Source organism: Pseudomonas sp. R3-52-08, from assembly GCF_003851745.1.
GTDB lineage: Bacteria > Pseudomonadota > Gammaproteobacteria > Pseudomonadales > Pseudomonadaceae > Aquipseudomonas.
In genome coordinates, this window is the sequence record NZ_CP027730.1 from 2,188,301 (window position 1) to 2,205,161 (window position 16,861).

The window sequence follows — 16,861 nt, forward strand, 5'->3', positions numbered from 1 at the left end:
GATGACTGATGAAGGAGATCGACCAATGTCCAAAATCGATAATCTGCTGGACAACAAGGGCACGCCCTTGGACAAGCAGAGCTTTACCTGGCGCGATCTGGCCGGCAAGCCGATCAGTAAGCTGGACGATGATGCATTCACCCGGGTACGGGTGATTTTGATGAACGGCGTTGAATCCGACGCCTTACGACTCAAGCACTTCGGCTCGCGGTTTCACAAAGAGTTGCAGCTGCCGCTGGCACAGATCCGCCGTGTCGAGCAGCACCAGATGACGGCGGTCAACTGGCTGCTGTCCGCGGATCATTCTCCCTTGGAAACCACCGTTGCCTACGAGCAGGTAGCGATCGAGGTGACCGCCGCCGTCGCCCAGAATGAGCCCGACCCCTACCAGGCCCAAACCTATCGCTTTGGCTTGCTGGAAGACTTCGACCACCTCTACCGCTACGCCGCTATGCTCGACCGGCTAGAGGGAAAGGACGCCAACAATATTCTGCAGGGCTACACCGACCTCGTACGGCAGGCCTACCAGCGAACATCACCGCGCCCCCGGCGATGACCTGCGAGACAACTATCACAAAGACAGTGCCGCACTGACCACCAAGATTCACGCCGCACTGATCACCGGGGCCGAATACCAGACACACGACTATTACATGAACATCGGTCCGCTGTTCGCCGACCCGGTGGCTCGCGCGCTGTACGCCGAAATCGCCTCGGTCGAGGAGCAACATGTGACCCAGTACGGTTCGTTGCAGGACCCCAGCGAAACCTTCATGGAAAAGTGGCTGGTGCATGAGGCGATGGAGGTCTACACCTACGCCAGTTGCGCCGAGCAGGAAGAAAATCCGCGCATCAAGGCGCTCTGGGAACGCTTCGTCGACTATGAATTGGGACACCTGAACCTGGCCTGCGAGTTATTCAAGCAATATGAACGCCGCGATCCCGCCGAGGTATTGGCCGGCCCGCTGCCGCGCATGATCGAGTTCAAGAGCCAGCGCGATTTCGTGCGCGAGACCTTGTCTCGCGAGGTCGACCTGCGCGCCCATGGTATCAATTACTTACCAAAGGAAAGGGAAGGGCAGGCGTCTCTGGATCAACGCGCACGCCTTAACAGTGAGGGCGTTCCAGCCAACGTGGTGTCAGCTGGCTACGCCTTCAAACCGGGCACCGAACTCAACCCAGCGGGAGAACAGCAATGAGCGAACGTCAAGTGATCATCGGCACCAACCGCACCGGCGCGCAGATGTCGCCTGAAGGCACTGCACGCCAATTGGAAGCTACGCGCATGTTTCCCGCCGATGTCCCGGGCGACATGGGCGCCTACACCGCCGCGCGCGAGAGTGCTATTCGCGAAGCCGACCTGATCGGTTCGGTGCCGTCTCCAGGTAGCGCTAAGGGTGTGGTCAAGACTGCGCTGGACAAAACTATAGGCAAGGCGCCTGAAGTGCTGCTCGACAAGCTCGGCGAGCGCCTGGCTTTCGAGCGCACTGGCGTACGTTTATATGAAGCGATGGTGGCCAAGGCCATGTCCGCACCGGGCGCCAACCCCGCATTGGTGGGCACCCTGCGCCAGATCCAGGCCGAAGAACTAGAGCACATGGACCTGGTGCGCGAAGCCATCGAAACCCTGGGCGCCGACCCCACCGCCATGACGCCGTGCGCGGACGTGGCCGGGGTCAAGGCCATGGGTGTTCTGCAGGTACTGACTGACCCACGCACGACTGTGTCGCAGTCGATGAGTGCGATCCTGACCATTGAATTGGAGGACAACGCGGCGTGGGATTTGTTGATTGAGCTCGCCCGCGCAGGTGGCCATCCGCTGATTGCGAAGCGCTTCGAGCATGCGTTGCAGCAGGAGGAAACACACTTAGCGACGGTTAGCCAATTCATTCGCGACGACCTGCTTGCCCAAGTGAGCTGACGGTTTGCGCGATGCGTAGTTTCGCGCCGGACATGGGCGTGAAACTACGCGCACTGCCTCAGGGTTCATCGGATAGGTCAGTAGAAACGACGGGTCGAGCTCGCCTTTCTGGATGTGCTCAAACAGCATGGGTGCGCAACGCTGCCCTTGGTTGCTGCCCGTCTTCAGGGTTTATATCTTATTTGGAGCAGGAGGGCCGCATTTGACTCCCAGTCCACGAACGGCGCTACATTTGCAGGGAAATTGCGGAACCCAGTCCCACGCGCTTCGAGCCAAAAGATGACTTCTTGAGACATCTCCTCCATTCCAGCGCTGACTCCGGTGTGTCTGAATCAATGTTCCCTGCCAATGTGTGCGCTTCACTTTGTCTGCCAAATCGCCTTATGCTCACGCTGGTTGATTTGCCAGCGCCACGCGTCGTAGAGCATTTGCTCCAGTGAAAAGCGCGCTTGCCAGCCCAGCTCGTCGATGGACTTTTGGGGGTCGGCCCAGCAGCAGGCTATGTCGCCTGGGCGACGCGCTTCGAAATTCAGCGGGATCCTGACGCCGCTCACCTTTTCAAAGGCGTTGATCACATCCAGCACCGAATACCCGCGCCCCGTTCCCAGGTTCCAAATACTGACGCCACAGCGTTCGCGCAACGCTTCTAGCGCGCTGATATGCCCCAACGCTAGATCGACGACATGGATGTAATCGCGAACGCCGGTGCCGTCCGGGGTCGGGTAGTCCTTGCCGTACACTGACAACGCTTGCCGCTCGCCACTGGCAACCTGAAGCAGATAGGGCAATAGATTGTTCGGTGTGCTGGTCGGCGCTTCGCCCAGCAGGCCGGAGGCATGGGCACCGATTGGGTTAAAGTAGCGCAGCAGGCCTATCGACCAGCGCGGGTCAGAGCTAGCCACGCTTTTCATAACGTTTTCACACATCAGCTTCGACATCCCGTACGGGTTGGTCGGTTGCCCGGTGGCGCACGCTTCGTTGATTGGCATGCGGGTGCAATCCCCATACACCGTTGCGGATGAGCTGAACACCAACCGGAATACGCCGGCCTTTGCCATGGCCTGGCAAAGCACCACGCTGCCGCCGACATTGGTGTCGTAGTAGCGCAATGGCTCGCGCACGCTCTCGCCGACGGCTTTCAACCCCGCGCAATGCACTACGGCGTCGATGGGGTAGTCACGCAGCAGCCTGTCGAGCAACCGTCGATTACGCACGTCGCCATAAATGAACTCCGGCCGCTTGCCCGCCAAGGCGCTTACCCGGTCGATCGTCGAGCGACGGCTATTGCACAAATTATCCAGTATCAACACTTCTTCGCCTCGGACCATCAATTCCAATGCGACGTGCGCACCGATGTATCCCGCACCGCCCGTAATCAAAATCATGCGCTCGCCCTCGTTCGCCTGGCATCTACCCGATGCCTGTTTCCTCAGTTCGGTCAGCGCTGTTTGTGCAGCTGACTGTTCAAGGTAGGGGTCGCTTTCTAGGAGGAGTTCAAGCCGTTTGACTGATCGGTATATGCAGTTCATCGGCTGCGCTGATTCTTGCACTGAACGACCTGCGACGACCGTGCTTCCAACTTTCAAGAGCCGAATAGCCTGGATAAAGACTGTTGTGCACTTGCCGTATCGACACGGTATGGCCAAAGGGCTCGATGCATGAGCCGTCATCTTTTCGCTTGATAAGGACGTTGATATGAACCTTTCGGAACAGCCCGTGCCGTTTGCCCAAGTAAGTGGGCTAAGTCCTGTTGAATCCGCCAGCCAGGCCCGTCCTACGCTGGTGTGCCTATCCCATTTGCGCTGGGAGTTCGTCTACCAGCGTCCGCAGCATGTGATGTCGCGCCTGGCGAAAGACTACGACGTGATCTTCTTCGAAGAACCGGTGGTAGGCGGTGGCGAGCCTCCTCGCCTGGAAACGTCGAGCCCGGCGGCGGGCATCCGGGTGGTCGTCCCGCACCTGCCTGAGGGCCTGGGTGAGCAGGCGATGATCGAGGCGCAGCGACGGTTGCTGGATGAGCGTCTTGCCAAGGCCGTGCAAGGTGATCTTCTGCTCTGGTATTTCACGCCCATGAGCCTGGCGTTTACCGACCACCTCCAGGCGCGGGTCACGGTGTTCGACTGCATGGATGAGCTGTCTGCGTTCAAGGGCGCGCCGGCCCAACTGGTGCACATGGAGCGGCTGCTCATGGACAAGGCCGACGTGGTGTTCACTGGCGGTTTCAGCATCTGGGAGGTCAAGCAGCACCAGCACGGCAATGCGCACCCTGTGCCTAGCAGCGTCGACATTGGCCATTTTGCGCAGGCACGAAACGCGTTGGCGGACCCTGCCGACCAGGCGCCGGTCGCGCGGCCACGCCTAGGCTTTTTCGGTGTGATCGATGAGCGCTTCGACATCGAGCTGGTTGACCATGTGGCGGCGTTGCGTCCCGACTGGCAGATCGTATTGGTTGGGCCAGTGGTCAAGATCGATCCGCAGACCCTGCCGCGACGCCCCAATATTCATTATCTGGGCGGGCGGCAATACGCCGAGCTGCCAGCTTACCTGAACGGCTGGGACGCGGCCCTGATGCCGTTCGCGCTCAATGCGTCCACCCGTTTCATCAGCCCAACCAAGACCCCCGAGTACCTAGCCGGCGGCTGCCCCGTGGTCTCGACGCCGATACGCGATGTAGTCAATGGCTACGGCCAAAGCGGTGCCGTATTTATCGCCGACACTGCCGACGCGTTTGTCAGCGCCATCGAAGGCGCTCTGCGCCTGAAAGGCACGCCCGATTTCCTAAAACGTGCCGATGCGGCGCTTGAGGGGATGTCTTGGGACAACACGTGCCGCTTTATGAAGGAGCAGATCGAATGCCTCAGATAAACCTTGAAACCGCCAAGTCCGGACCGTCCTGCCAACCCGGGCGCGGGGTGTATGACTACCTGGTCGTCGGTGCCGGGTTTGCCGGCAGCGTCATCGCCGAACGGCTGGCCCAGGGGCTGGGGCGCAACGTGCTGTTGATCGACCGACGCGCGCATATCGCCGGCAACGCATACGATCACCCGGATGCGGCGGGGGTACTGGTGCATCGTTACGGTCCGCACATCTTTCACACCAACGCGCAGCGGATCGTCGACTACCTGTCGCGCTTTACCGAGTGGCGGCCCTATGAGCACCGTGTGCTGGCGCAGGTCGATGGGCAACTGGTGCCGATCCCCATCAATCTCACCACGCTTAACAAACTGTACGGTTTGTCGATGACGTCCGAGCAAGCCGAAGTGTTCTTGGCCGAGCGCGCGGAGCCGGTGGCCACGATTCGCACGTCGGAGGACGTGGTGGTCAATCAGATCGGGCGCACGCTCTACGAGAAATTCTTCCGTGGCTACACCCGCAAGCAATGGGGCCTGGACCCTTCCGCGCTGGACAAGTCGGTGACCTCGCGGATCCCCACGCGCACCAATGAAGACGACCGCTATTTCACCGACACCTTCCAGATGATGCCCCGCGATGGCTACACGCGCATGTTCGAGCAGATGCTCGATCACCCCCGGATCGACGTGCTGCTGGATACCGACTTCAAGGACGTGCGCGATGAGGTGAAATTCAACCACGTGATCTATTGCGGCCCGATCGACGAGTACTTTGATTTCCAGTTGGGACGCTTGCCCTACCGTTCGTTGCGGTTCGAGCACCAGACGCTCGAGCAGGAGCGCTATCAGCCGGTGGCGGTGGTCAACTTCCCGGACCCGGAGGTGCCCTACACGCGCATCACCGAGTACAAGCACCTGACCGGTCAGGTCCACCCCTGCACCAGCATTACTCGCGAGTTTCCCTGCGATGAGGGCGACCCTTATTACCCGGTTCCACGCGCCGAAAACGTCGAGCTGTACAAGCGGTACAAGGCCCTCGCGGAGCAGACGCCGAATGTGACGTTTCTCGGGCGCCTGGGTACTTACAAGTACTACAACATGGACCAAGTGGTGGGCCAGGCGCTTGCGTTGTACCGCGACATTGAAGCCGCGAGCAGCGAAGCCACCGTTGCAGCCGGGCTCGATGTGTTATGAGCGCGCCGCCGGAGCAGAGCCAGAGGGAGCCCCGCGAGCGCGGTCATCACGCGCTCTTCAACAGCTTCGTGATGGCGGGCTATGAGTGCTCCAGCCAGCGCCGCCAGGATGGTCGGCGCCTGGACTTGCTGGCCGCCACCGGGCACGCGCGCTGGGCACACAAGGACTACGCGCAACTGGCGGGCCTGAATGTGCGTTGCGCCCGTGACGGCCTGCGTTGGCACCTGATCGAGCGCAGCTCCGGTCGCTACGACTGGAGCAGTTTCCTGCCGATGCTCAGGGCTGCGCGCGATCACCAGGTGCAAGTGATCTGGGACCTTTGCCATTACGGGTATCCGGATGACCTGGACGTCTGGCGCCCGTCGTTTGTCGACCGGTTCGCACGTTTTGCCGGCGCGGTGGCAGGGCTGATGGCGGATGAAGGTATCAGCGTTCCGATCTATTCGCCGGTCAACGAGATATCGTTCTGGAGCTGGGCGGGGGGCGACGTCGGTTATTTCAACCCCAATGCCCACGGGCGCGGCCAGGAGCTCAAGCACCAGTTGGTGCGCGCCAGCATCGCCGCGATCGAGGCGATTCGCGAGCGCGCGCCGGCTGCGCGTTTCGTGCAGTGCGACCCGCTGATCAACGTGGTCTCCGAGTCGCAGCGCAGCGAGGACATTGAAAACGCCGAACGCTACCGGGTGGCCCAATTCGAGGCCTGGGACATGCTGATCGGGCGCCAGTGGCCGGGCCTGGGCGGGCAGGAGGATTACCTGGATATCATCGGCGCGAATTTCTATCCGCATAATCAGTGGTATTTCCACGGCGGGCGCATTGCGCTGGGTGAGTCGGATTACCGCCCACTCGCCGGTATGCTCAAAGAGTTGCACCAACGCTATCAGCGGCCGCTGCTGATCTCCGAAACCGGGGCGGAGGACCAGGAGCGTTTGCCCTGGTTGAGCTATGTCGTGGACCAGGTGCTGATGTCGCTGGAACGGGGGGTGCCGGTGCAAGGCATTTGTTGGTACCCGTTTCTCGATTACCCCGGCTGGGATGATGGCCGTTATTGCCCCACCGGCGTGTTTGGCTACGCCGACGGAGAGGGCGAACGCGCGCCTTTCCACCCGTTGCACCTGCAGCTCAAAGCCCTGCCCGAGCGTATCGAGGCACGCTTGCGCGAGCTTGATGCAAGGCGGGCGCAGAGGCTGCGCACATGATCTTCCAGCGCTTGCGCGACGAGCCTTTGCCGACGACAGCCAGCGCGTTTTTATGGCGCTACGTGAGGGTGCGCCCGCTGCATTTCAGCGCGATGTTGTCACTGGTGATCGGCGCGGCCTGCTGCGCGGTGGCGGTGCAGTACGGCATGAAGTTGCTGGTGGACGCCATGGCCGGAGAGTCGCAGGCCGACCAGGTGTGGCATGCGTTCAGTCTGTTCATTGGGTTGATCGTGTTGGAAAACGTGCTGTGGCGGTTGGGCGGTTGGGTCGGCTGCCATACCGTGGTGGGCAGTTGCGCCGACCTGCGCGTTGACCTTTTTCATCACCTGACCGGTCATCCGATGCGCTATTTCAACCGGCATTTCGCCGGCTCGCTGGCTAATCGAGTGTCGGCGGCCGGTGCCGCCGCCAACACGGTATACGGCGGCCTGGCCTGGCGCATCGTACCGCCGTGCGTGGATTTTATCGGTGCCGTAGTGGTGTTGTTCGCCGTGCGCGGCTCAATGGCATTGGCCCTGATCGCGTGTGTGGTGCTGGTGGCCGCGTTGATCACTGTGGTCGGCGTGCGTGGCAGGAACCGGCATATCGCCTTCGCCTCGCAGTCGGCGCAGGTCGGGGGCGAGATTGTCGACCTGGTGTCCAATGTCTGGACGATCAAGGCGTTCTCCGGGCGCGAGCGCGAGCGCGTCAGGCTGGAGCGGGAGATAGGCGTCGAGGCGGGCGCGCATCGGCGCAGTTGGATCTACCTGGAAAAGGCACGCGTGCTCCACGATATCTGCCTGTCCATCATGGCCGGGTCAATGCTGGGCTGGGCGATCCTGCTGTGGCGCCAGGGCCAGGTTACGGCGGGCGATGTGGTCATGGTCAGCGCGTTGACGTTTCGTATCCTCCACGGCTCGCGCGAATTGGCGCTGGCGCTGGTGGAAGCCAGCCAGCAGATGGGCGTCATCACCGAAACGCTCGGCATCATCGCGCAGCCGCACGAACTCAGCGATGCGCCGGAAGAACTCGCGCCGACCCGGGGCAGCATCAAATTGCTGGACGTCAGCTATGCATACCCCGGCGGGCGCCAGGTGTTCAACCATTTATTCCTGGACATTCCTGCGGGCCAGAGCGTCGGGATTGCCGGTACCTCGGGTTCGGGAAAATCCACGCTGCTCAGCTTGCTCCAGCGTCTGGACGATGTGCACAACGGCGCGATCCTGATCGACGACCGGGACATCCGCTCGGTCAGCCAGGACAGCCTGCGCCGGCAAATCGCCGTGGTACCCCAGGAGCCGGCGCTGTTCAATCGCAGCATCCTGGAAAACATCGGCTACGGCCAGCCGCGCGCGACTGAGCAACAGATTATTGATGCCGCCCGGCGAGCCTACTGCGATGAGTTCGTGCAGGCGCTGCCTGATGGTTATCACACGCTTGTGGGGGAACGTGGCGTGACGCTTTCCGGCGGGCAACGCCAGCGCCTGGGGCTGGCGCGGGCGTTCCTGAAGAACGCGCCAATCTTGATCCTCGACGAGGCGACCTCCGCACTGGATTCCGATTCCGAGGCCATCATCCAGTGCGCGCTGATGGACCTGATGCGCGGCAGGACGGTACTTGCGGTGGCTCACCGACTCTCGACCATCGCCAGCTTCGACCGGGTGCTGGTGCTCGAAGAGGGGAAGGTGGTTCAGGACGGTGCACCCGATGAACTGCGTCGCCGCCAGGGACGTTTCCGCACGCTCTGGCAGATGCAGACGATGGTCCAGGACCACTGATGCCTGAGCGTGCTCGGAGCGGAGTACGCCGTTGATCGGCCTGCGCCGTTTGCCGAACGAACGCGTGAGAATAGCCTCGGTTCGAACCTTACATGGCCGTTGACGCCCTTGGGCGAGCCTACTTTTCAGGACAGAAGAGGAATTGACCATGCTGGTACAGGTAGACAGTAATCATATTGAAGGCAGTGCCGATCTTCAGGCGTGGGTAGGCAGTACAGTGGTTGACGAGCTCGAGCGCTACAGCTCGATGCTGACGCGCGTGGAAATCCACGTGGGCGACGTGAATGCGCAGAAGTCCGGTCCGCAAGACAAACGTTGCCAGATCGAAGTGCGCCCCAAGGGCCACAGCTCGTTGTCCGTTACGCATCAGGCGGAAAGCCTGGAGCTGGCCGTCGCTGGCGCCGCGCGCAAAATCCACCACGCGCTGGAACATCTGATGGGACGCTTGTCGCCCAAAGTCGAATCCACCGGGCATCTGACGGCGCCTCCGGTCCAGGAAGAATCGCCGGCGCAAATCGACGCGCTGCTCGAAGACGATTTCCTGGCCAGGCAGGCTGATCTGGACAAACACTGAGGAGGCTCCCCATGGTCCACGTTCAAACCTTTACCCGCGACACTCTGGACACGCTTCTGGCCCTGGCGGATCGCACCAACCTGAGTGTCTACATGCCCGCCCAGCAGACGTTTCCCGAGCGCACGCAAAACCCGATTCGTTTGAAGAACCTCATCAAAGACCTCGAAGGCCTGCTGGCTGATCAGGCGCAGGCCGAGACGCTGCTTGCACCGTTTCATGACCTGGTGGCCGACACCGAATTCTGGAATAGCTGCCCGCCTTCGATCGCGATCTTTGGCGGCGCCGAGTATTTTCTGGTGGTGGGGTTGCATCGGATGGTCCAAGAAACCGCCATCGTCAACCGCCACCCCTATCTCAGGCCGCTGCTGCGCCAGGCGCCAATGACCGAACGCTACCAGGCGCTGTGCCTGACGCGGGACAGCGTGCGGGTTTACGAGGGTGCCGCGCAGACACTGCAGCAAGTCGAATTGCCGGAGGCGGTGCCCACTTCCCAGGCCGATGCCTTGGGCGATCAACTGACCTCCCGTGACCAGCAAGGCCACCCCGACGGGTTCAGCGGCGCGGGTGAGCGCGGCGATCCGATGATGCATGAGTCGGGCGGTGGCGGTAAGCAGGACGAAGTGAACCTGGACCGCGAGCGGTTCTTCCGTGCCGTCGACAAAGCGATCACCGAGCACTGTTCGCGCGTCTGCAAACTGCCGTTGGTGCTGGTGGCGCTGCCCGAGAACCAGGCCGTGTTCAGGGCGCTCAGTCACAACCCCTTCCTGCTGGCGGACGGCGTGCGTAAAGACCCCGCCACGCTCTCATCAACCGAGTTGGCGCAGGCCTGCACCGCCGTGATGAGCAAGCGCTACGAGGATTCGCTGAACACCGCGTTTGATCGATTTGGCGTGGCCGTAGGGCAGCGGCTTTATGCCTCGCGGCTGGTGGACATTGAGCATGCGACGCTGGAAGGCCGGGTGGCGTTGTTGCTGGTGGAGGCTGACGGCAGCGAGCCAGGCGCCCAGGTCGCCGAGGAAGACGCTGCGCTGGACGAGCTGATCCTGGCCGTTATCCGCCAGGGCGGCGAAGTGGTGGTGGTGCCTGCCGAGCGCTCGATGCCCACCGACACCCGCGCGGCGGCTGTATTGCGTTACTGAGGCGCACGGGCTTTTTACTCAGCAGGAGCGCGAGCATGGAAAAAAGCGAAAAAGCGATGGAGATTCGGGCCTGGCACCTTTTGCTTGAAGACGATAGCTACCGCCTGGATCAGCTTGACGACTTTTATCGGACCCTCATCAACCGCGCCGACGAGCTGGTGCTGCGCGAGATCATCAGCCTGGAGGAGTGGCAGCGGCTCAAGGACGCCGCAGACGCGGTCTACGCAAAAACGCTGCAAAGCCTTGCAGCCCAGGAACGTGATCGACTCGACACCGTGGCCATCGACCTGTGCATCGATGCGGCGCAGTCGACGTCCTCCCCGAAATAAACCGACCGTCGTGTCTTGGAGGCAACCATGAACAACCCGACACTCAAAGGGGCACTGACTGCCCTGGCCCTGTCGCTGGGCATCCCGCACGCGTATGCCGCCGAAACCAAGCGCGTCGATGTGATGCTGGTGGGGGGCGGGATCATGAGTTCGACCCTGGCGGTGTGGCTCAGTGAATTGGAGCCGGGTTGGTCAATGGAGATGGTCGAGCGCCTGGACAAGGTCGCCGAGGAGAGCTCCAACGGCTGGAACAATGCCGGCACCGGCCACTCGGCGCTCGCCGAGCTGAACTACACCCCGGAAAAAGACGGCAAGATCGACATCACCAAGGCCGTGGAAATTAACGAAGCGTTCCAGATCACCCGGCAGTTCCTGGCCTGGCAAGTCAAAACCGGCGTGCTGCACAACCCGCGCTCGTTCATCAACTCCATGCCGCACATGAGTTTCGTGTGGGGCGACGACAACATCCGCTTCCTGAAAAAACGCTACGAGGCGTTGCAGGCCAGCCCGCTGTTCCGGCCGATGCAGTATTCCGAAGACCCGACTCAGATCAAACAATGGGTGCCGTTGATGATGGAGGGCCGCGATCCCTCGCAAAAATCGCCGCGACCTGGACGCCCATCGGCACTGACGTCAACTTCGGCGAGATCACCCGGCAATTCGTCAGCCACCTGCAAACCCGCCAGAACTCCGCCCTCAGGCTGTCGACGGAAGTGCGCGACAGCTAGCTAACTAATCTCCGAATGCTGGCATTAGGGTGGCAAGTAAGCGCTTGTTTGAATCTTCATCAGCGTTTTCATTGAATACATGGCGTTTATGGTCGATGGTATATGTTCGACTATTCATGGACGACCCGATATGTTTGCTAACTACGACGATCACAAGTGCATCAAATGTGATGCACCGCTCGAACTTGGCGAGAGCGAGGTCACCTACATGGTTCCATCCGCATCTGAACAGCGCTGCCCAAAGTGCCGACGCAAGTACTCCGTGCGGGTCATGAACACCGCACTTAGCCAAAGCGTTAAAAGGATGTACATCATGGTGGACAACCGAAAAAATTAGAACGCGTTATAGCTAAGCGCCATCAGTCATCGTGTAGTTGGGTCGCTTTCTCGCTCAAATCTGGTGGGGGCGGTACATATGCTTGGGCGATAAACGGGATATCACCCGACGGACGCCACCTCACGTTTGTAAGGCCGTACCGCTCACCCATTGGCTTGCTGATCCGTTTTATTTTTTCGTTCCGAAACCTAGGGATGATCCCTATCCCTACATCGCACGCTGCCCAGTGCCAAGCTTCCGCATTGTTCATGACCTCCGCTCTTACGATGAAAGATTTAGGTACGTCATGGATTTCGTATTCGATGATATATAAAGAATTTTTCATATCGCTTCTCCCTGAACTTTTTTGTTACTTCATCAGAAAGAAGGTTCAGAATTTTTGTGTTGTACAAAATAGTTCGGGTTGTACAATTCCGTCTCGCTTGTTATTCGCCGTTCGTCGACAGCGACAAATAAAAACTAAACTGACTCTGCATCCTTTGGCTCTCAATACTGAGCCTGTTCGCTCAATCAGTCTCAAGGTATTACTCCTGTTTTGCCCGCACTAAGTGCGGGCTTTTTTTAGGTTTTTATATGATGACTGAATCGTATGAAGTTAATGGCGGGTATCCATCAAGCCAATGCCCCCATCCCTATATCAGAAAGGGCTACTACCTAGGGTTGAGCCCGGATGTATACGTGTGCATGCGCTGCGGAGAACAGCGCAGGCGCGAACACTGGGAAGCTTTCGAACGTCGGCGCATGCCCCCTGCGGGATTACTCAACGTATCGGACGCAACGGTATCCCGCGGCTAACGACGCGAAGTATTCTGATATCGCCGCTTATGTTCAAAAGGCCCCCACACTTTGACCAGGTGCGCGGGCCTTTTTGTTTGCCTGCGTAAACCAGGCCCCGGCAGGCTGGTCTACCATTACCGCTGCGCTTGGTCGAAGCGTGCTTACTAAGGAAGAGCGACGTGTCGCTACCCATCACTGCGCGGCAGATGAATGCGCTAAAGGCGCTTCAGCGGCAGGACCCGGACCTGGGCGAACTGGCCATCGCTATCGCACAGGCCTTCGATGCCGCGAGGGTCGAAAACCCGGAGCTGGCCGTGTTGATCCTGGACAAGACCTGCCGGCGCATGGTCGCCCGTGAACCCGGCAGTCAAGAAGCAATGATCCAGCACCTGGCGACCTTCGGTAAGTTGAATTGCCTGATACCCACCCAGGTCAGCGACTTTACCGATCGAGTCAGGAGGCACGCTTAATCATGAACAACGGATTCAGGAAGAAGCACTGCGCGCCCTGATGGAGGCGGCGCGGTGCGCGATACGCTGGTCAGCCGACAAGAGGAAAAGTGGACGCTGGCTATCCGCCTAGGCGGCTCTGGCAGTAGCTGGTTGGCGGTACGCTCGCGCCGTGAGGCGTTGCGCATTTGGACCAGCCTGACGGCTGTAGGGCGCTTTGCCGATGGGATTGAGTTGCGTAGCTTTAATGTTGAGCTGTGACGGGCGAAAGCTTCAAGGCCAGTTGCAGCATACCAACCACGTCCGGGCCGTCCTCGTTGATCCATGTGCATAGTGCTGGCGGATCATGTGCTATTGGTGTGTCCCATCTGTTCGGCAATCCAGTCGATATAGGAATTGGCCGTGGTCGGCATTGACTGGCGTATGTGTACCGGCATTGGATAAGCCCTTGTGTAGTATCCTTTTGGCCGATTACTGCCGAAAAGTGGTCTATTACAGCCCGCTGCAGGACTTTCTCACACGCCGAGGATGGCTTGGAATGCCTAAACCTACAGGCCTGACAAAACGGAGCCATCAAGCATCCTTACCGCCACAATCCCACGCACCGAAGCCCGGTTCCTTTCTCTCTGGCTATAGCAACCTCGTGCATTACATTCAAGCAGTACGTTCTATCAAAGGTGTTTTTTGAACGTTGCCGCGGTGATAGCAGTTGCTATTCCGACCATCACCGCGCAAGGCAAGTAAATCGCCATGGGATTGAGCGAAAACGGTAGGAATAGGTAGATAATCCAGGGCACGATTAGCAGTGGTAACACTGCTCGCTTAGCACGGTGATAGACAAAACTGCTTTCTTGCCCAGCGCCAAATTTGCGCAGATCACGGCGCATTAATCCATCAACAAAACCAGTGAGCATGCTCAGTAAGAACAGCGGCGTGGCTAAGACCAGAATGGTCAGGCGCACTACGAAGGTGAAGGTAACGTACACCGCGGCCAGCACGAAATCCTCAATACTCACGTAGAGCTGATTGGTCCAGTGCCAGAACCCGTGTCCCTGGCTCGACACCCGGGCCTGATGAGCGAAGTCCGCAAATCCAGTTTTGACCAAAAGCCACTGGGTGAGGATATCCAGTATCTGGACAATCATCTGCCCGGGTTGTTGAAGAATGAGTGAAGATTTGAAGTGCGCGCTAAGCCACCCCAGTTCATTAGTCAGCATGCCTTGGCTGTGCCTCCAGCCTTGATCCCCCCAAAAGAAAAGCAGGCCAGCCCACTCGATCAAGATCGAGAACAGCAATGAGGCAATTAACAAACTGATAGTGCGCAGTACTAAGCCGATCGCCGAGATGAGCAATCCTGAGCGCTGGGTCTGTTGTGGCGGCGTGTTCCGGACGGAAGTCGCCATCGTTCACTCCATTGTGCTTTGCATTTGGTATCGTCACGAAACTTTCTGAATAGCTTGCTGCTGCATCGACTCCTGTGGTGAGACCGGGCTAGCCCACCTGATCCAAATCGAAGTTTGTAGTCGGGCCACCACCGCTAGCCCTCCACCATTGACCCGCCTGCTGGTTGTAAGTCGCCCGCATCATCTGAGTGAGCTCCTGCAGGTCCTTGGGCATGGCGTCGTCGTTAGAAGGTTTCGGTAACGGCATACGAACTTTCCAGAGCTGGCCACCGGCCTGGAAGGAGAACATCTGCCCTTTGGGCAAACTAACGATGTGTGCTGGCTCGATCAGCGGCACACTGGTGCTGCTGACACGGTCCTGTGAGGACGAGGTGAAGTCCGTGTTGGCCCCCGGATCGGAGGTGTCGGTCGCACCCGAGACCAGGGTCTTGGTCAGCACATTAACCTTGGGCAACTGCTGGGTGAGCAGTTCCGCGGTCGCGGTTTCGCGTACCCGTAGCATCTGTAGGGTGTTGAAATTGCCGACCACCTGGCCGGCCTTGGCGCGGTTGCCGATACGTGCTTCGATGTCGCTGAGGGTTTGGGTGTAGGCGGTTACCTGGATACCGGCACCGCCCCCCTTGTTGATCAGCGGAATGAACTCATCGCCCATCAACTCGTTGAACTCATCGGCATGCAGGTTGATTGGCAGTTTGTCACCAGCGTTGCCAGATTGAGGCAGCCCATGGTCAATGCCATGTTTGTAGATATGTCCCGCGACCGAGACCAAGTCGGCGAACATTGAATTGCCCACGGCGGCGGCCACTTCGGCATCAGTCAGCGCATCCAGGCCAACGTAGACGATGCCGCGTTTTCGGATGATCTGCATCCAGTCGAAGATCGGCCGCGGGTCATCCAGGTCGGTGTAGTTGGGAGCCAGTAACTGAGCGGTCTTGCCGGTGGTGAGTTTCTCCAGCAGCGGCAGTAGCGAGGCCACGATTTTGTCGAAGTAAGTGCGGTCGTAGCGCACCGCCGAACGCAGTCCGTCCATTACCGGATCAAATACACGCTTCACCGCCAGGTATTGCTCGATGGCCACCACCCGCTTTTCGCGTCCTATCATATGCCGGGGAATGTTCTTCTCTGTGAGCTTGCCTTCGAGCTGGACGATCACTTCCCACGCCTTCGGGTCGGTCTTGGCGAAAAACTGCTGGGCGTACTCGATGAACAGGGCGTCGATGTTAACCACATGTCGCTGGATCTGCAGGTAGTCCGGGCGCCGGCCCAGCTCGATCAGAGCGCGAGCTATGATGTTGACGAAACGCCAGGCGAACTCACGGAAGGCCGCCGAGTTGCCTTCACCGCTGAGCTGCCCGGCGATGCGCGACGCCACTTCCGAGATGCGCCCGAAACGTCCCACCGCGTTGTAGCGCGCGGAGATTTCTGGCCAGCCAAGATGGAAGACATAAAACTCTTTCTCCCGACCGGCGTGTTTGGCTTCGACGTACATGCGCTTGAGCAAGTCGGCATCGCCCTTCGGGTCGAAGACAATCACTACCTCATGTTCAACGCGGTGAATGTCTTGAGTGATGTATACCTCGGCGAGTCGCGTCTTGCCGACGCGGGTCGTGCCCAGCACCAGGGTGTGACCGACCCGTTCGCCCAGAGGTAGACTGACTTCCGTTTCATCGGGCTCGACCCCATGCAGCAGCGGTGAGCCTCCTACCGGAGGTAAAGGGCGCAATGGATTGAAGGCACTGTCCCAGGCAGTGACACGGGCCAATGTCGAGAGCGGAAACGGTGCCTGCTCAAGGGACCGTTCGAGTCCACGGGCTAGGCGATAACGGGCTGGTTGGTCGACATAATGGGCGACCGCTGGATCCTGAGCCTCGACCAAGCGCTGGGTGTGCAGGCGCGTCCAGCGAAATCCTCTGCCCATAAACAGACGCTTGCGGCTGACCGGGATTTCCCCACTAGTCAGTTCGTATCGGGGCAGTCTGCGAATATTGCGCCGATAGCGCAGTACCTCCCATGCTTGTCGCAGGCGTATCAGGCCGAATAGTGTATAGGCCAGCGCCGCAACCAGCCCGATCTCGGGTGACAGGGCCACAGCCCAGGGCGAGTACACGCACAACACCGCGGCGGCGATGCAGATCGCTACGGTGTACAACTCCACCGCCGGTCGGAGCTTGGACTCCATCGCATGCTCGGCCATGACCTGGA

At 59.7% G+C, this 16,861-nt stretch carries 13 protein-coding genes and 4 pseudogenes; 12 read left to right on the forward strand and 5 right to left on the reverse strand.

What is annotated here, in order from left to right:
- The first annotated feature begins 25 nt into the window (after positions 1 to 25).
- Together C4J91_RS10180 and C4J91_RS10185 are read left to right on the forward strand one after the other, a co-directional pair.
- A pseudogene (locus C4J91_RS10180) lies at positions 26 to 1,199 on the forward strand (hypothetical protein).
- Positions 1,196 to 1,921, forward strand: coding sequence for a ferritin-like domain-containing protein (locus C4J91_RS10185; protein WP_124362185.1), 726 nt, complete (start codon positions 1,196 to 1,198; stop codon positions 1,919 to 1,921). Before C4J91_RS10180 ends, C4J91_RS10185 begins: the two are co-directional and overlap by 4 nt.
- Positions 1,922 to 2,280: 359 nt before the next feature.
- Here C4J91_RS10185 and galE read toward each other — a convergent pair whose 3' ends face one another.
- Entirely contained in the window at positions 2,281 to 3,306 is a 1,026-nt protein-coding gene (galE, locus tag C4J91_RS10190) for a UDP-glucose 4-epimerase GalE (RefSeq protein WP_124362186.1), read from the reverse strand.
- Positions 3,307 to 3,616: 310 nt separating this feature from the next.
- Between galE and C4J91_RS10195 the strand changes: the two genes are divergently transcribed.
- From C4J91_RS10195 to C4J91_RS10230, 8 genes and pseudogenes are all read left to right on the forward strand, one after another.
- Entirely contained in the window at positions 3,617 to 4,786 is a 1,170-nt protein-coding gene (locus C4J91_RS10195; protein WP_124362187.1) for a glycosyltransferase family 1 protein, read from the forward strand.
- Positions 4,774 to 5,967 (forward strand): UDP-galactopyranose mutase, encoded by a 1,194-nt coding sequence (gene glf / locus C4J91_RS10200; protein ID WP_124362188.1) that lies wholly within the window; start codon positions 4,774 to 4,776, stop codon positions 5,965 to 5,967. Before C4J91_RS10195 ends, glf begins: the two co-directional genes overlap by 13 nt.
- On the forward strand, positions 5,964 to 7,166 hold the full coding sequence (locus C4J91_RS10205) for a beta-glucosidase (RefSeq protein ID WP_124362189.1): 1,203 nt from the start codon (positions 5,964 to 5,966) through the stop codon (positions 7,164 to 7,166). Before glf ends, C4J91_RS10205 begins: the two co-directional genes overlap by 4 nt.
- Complete coding sequence (locus tag C4J91_RS10210; RefSeq protein WP_124362190.1) at positions 7,163 to 8,923, forward strand: ABC transporter ATP-binding protein; 1,761 nt, start codon at positions 7,163 to 7,165, stop codon at positions 8,921 to 8,923. The genes C4J91_RS10205 and C4J91_RS10210 overlap by 4 nt, the downstream gene beginning before the upstream one ends.
- A gap of 148 nt (positions 8,924 to 9,071) precedes the next feature.
- Entirely contained in the window at positions 9,072 to 9,497 is a 426-nt protein-coding gene (locus C4J91_RS10215) for an HPF/RaiA family ribosome-associated protein (protein ID WP_124362191.1), read from the forward strand.
- Positions 9,498 to 9,508: 11 nt separating this feature from the next.
- Positions 9,509 to 10,636 carry a hypothetical protein gene (locus tag C4J91_RS10220; RefSeq protein WP_124362192.1) on the forward strand — a complete coding sequence of 376 codons (1,128 nt, stop codon included), beginning with the start codon at positions 9,509 to 9,511 and terminating at the stop codon, positions 10,634 to 10,636.
- 35 nt (positions 10,637 to 10,671) lie between these two features.
- Positions 10,672 to 10,965, forward strand: coding sequence for a hypothetical protein (locus C4J91_RS10225; protein ID WP_124362193.1), 294 nt, complete (start codon positions 10,672 to 10,674; stop codon positions 10,963 to 10,965).
- A gap of 27 nt (positions 10,966 to 10,992) precedes the next feature.
- Positions 10,993 to 11,687, forward strand: a pseudogene (locus C4J91_RS10230) (malate:quinone oxidoreductase); the annotation flags it as partial.
- Between the two features lie 365 nt (positions 11,688 to 12,052).
- Here C4J91_RS10230 and C4J91_RS10235 read toward each other — a convergent pair.
- Entirely contained in the window at positions 12,053 to 12,355 is a 303-nt protein-coding gene (locus tag C4J91_RS10235) for a DUF6555 family protein (protein WP_124362194.1), read from the reverse strand.
- Between the two features lie 631 nt (positions 12,356 to 12,986).
- Between C4J91_RS10235 and C4J91_RS10240 the strand changes: the two genes are divergently transcribed.
- Both C4J91_RS10240 and C4J91_RS10245 read left to right on the forward strand, forming a co-directional pair.
- A complete protein-coding gene (locus tag C4J91_RS10240; RefSeq protein ID WP_124362195.1) occupies positions 12,987 to 13,277 on the forward strand; it encodes a hypothetical protein in 291 nt (96 codons plus the stop codon).
- Between the two features lie 40 nt (positions 13,278 to 13,317).
- Positions 13,318 to 13,517, forward strand: a pseudogene (locus C4J91_RS10245) (hypothetical protein).
- Here C4J91_RS10245 and C4J91_RS27765 read toward each other — a convergent pair.
- From C4J91_RS27765 to traD, 3 genes and pseudogenes are all read right to left on the reverse strand, one after another.
- Positions 13,501 to 13,695, reverse strand: a pseudogene (locus C4J91_RS27765) (site-specific integrase); the annotation flags it as partial. The pseudogenes C4J91_RS10245 and C4J91_RS27765 overlap by 17 nt on opposite strands.
- 232 nt (positions 13,696 to 13,927) lie before the next feature.
- Positions 13,928 to 14,659 (reverse strand): TIGR03747 family integrating conjugative element membrane protein, encoded by a 732-nt coding sequence (locus C4J91_RS10255; RefSeq protein ID WP_124362196.1) that lies wholly within the window; start codon positions 14,657 to 14,659, stop codon positions 13,928 to 13,930.
- 88 nt (positions 14,660 to 14,747) lie between these two features.
- Complete coding sequence (traD, locus tag C4J91_RS10260) at positions 14,748 to 16,853, reverse strand: type IV conjugative transfer system coupling protein TraD (RefSeq protein ID WP_124362197.1); 2,106 nt, start codon at positions 16,851 to 16,853, stop codon at positions 14,748 to 14,750.
- Between the last annotated feature and the right edge of the window lie 8 nt (positions 16,854 to 16,861).

Excerpts from the sequence above, each read along its gene's own strand:
- C4J91_RS10185 (WP_124362185.1), top strand. The coding sequence starts at position 1,196 with ATGAGCGAACGTCAAGTGATCATCGGCACCAACCGCACCGGCGCGCAG.
- galE (WP_124362186.1), bottom strand. The coding sequence starts at position 3,306 with ATGATTTTGATTACGGGCGGTGCGGGATACATCGGTGCGCACGTCGCA.
- C4J91_RS10195 (WP_124362187.1), top strand. The coding sequence starts at position 3,617 with ATGAACCTTTCGGAACAGCCCGTGCCGTTTGCCCAAGTAAGTGGGCTA.
- glf (WP_124362188.1), top strand. The coding sequence starts at position 4,774 with ATGCCTCAGATAAACCTTGAAACCGCCAAGTCCGGACCGTCCTGCCAA.
- C4J91_RS10205 (WP_124362189.1), top strand. The coding sequence starts at position 5,964 with ATGAGCGCGCCGCCGGAGCAGAGCCAGAGGGAGCCCCGCGAGCGCGGT.
- C4J91_RS10210 (WP_124362190.1), top strand. The coding sequence starts at position 7,163 with ATGATCTTCCAGCGCTTGCGCGACGAGCCTTTGCCGACGACAGCCAGC.
- C4J91_RS10215 (WP_124362191.1), top strand. The coding sequence starts at position 9,072 with ATGCTGGTACAGGTAGACAGTAATCATATTGAAGGCAGTGCCGATCTT.
- C4J91_RS10220 (WP_124362192.1), top strand. The coding sequence starts at position 9,509 with ATGGTCCACGTTCAAACCTTTACCCGCGACACTCTGGACACGCTTCTG.
- C4J91_RS10225 (WP_124362193.1), top strand. The coding sequence starts at position 10,672 with ATGGAAAAAAGCGAAAAAGCGATGGAGATTCGGGCCTGGCACCTTTTG.
- C4J91_RS10235 (WP_124362194.1), bottom strand. The coding sequence starts at position 12,355 with ATGAAAAATTCTTTATATATCATCGAATACGAAATCCATGACGTACCT.
- C4J91_RS10255 (WP_124362196.1), bottom strand. The coding sequence starts at position 14,659 with ATGGCGACTTCCGTCCGGAACACGCCGCCACAACAGACCCAGCGCTCA.
- traD (WP_124362197.1), bottom strand. The coding sequence starts at position 16,853 with ATGGCCGAGCATGCGATGGAGTCCAAGCTCCGACCGGCGGTGGAGTTG.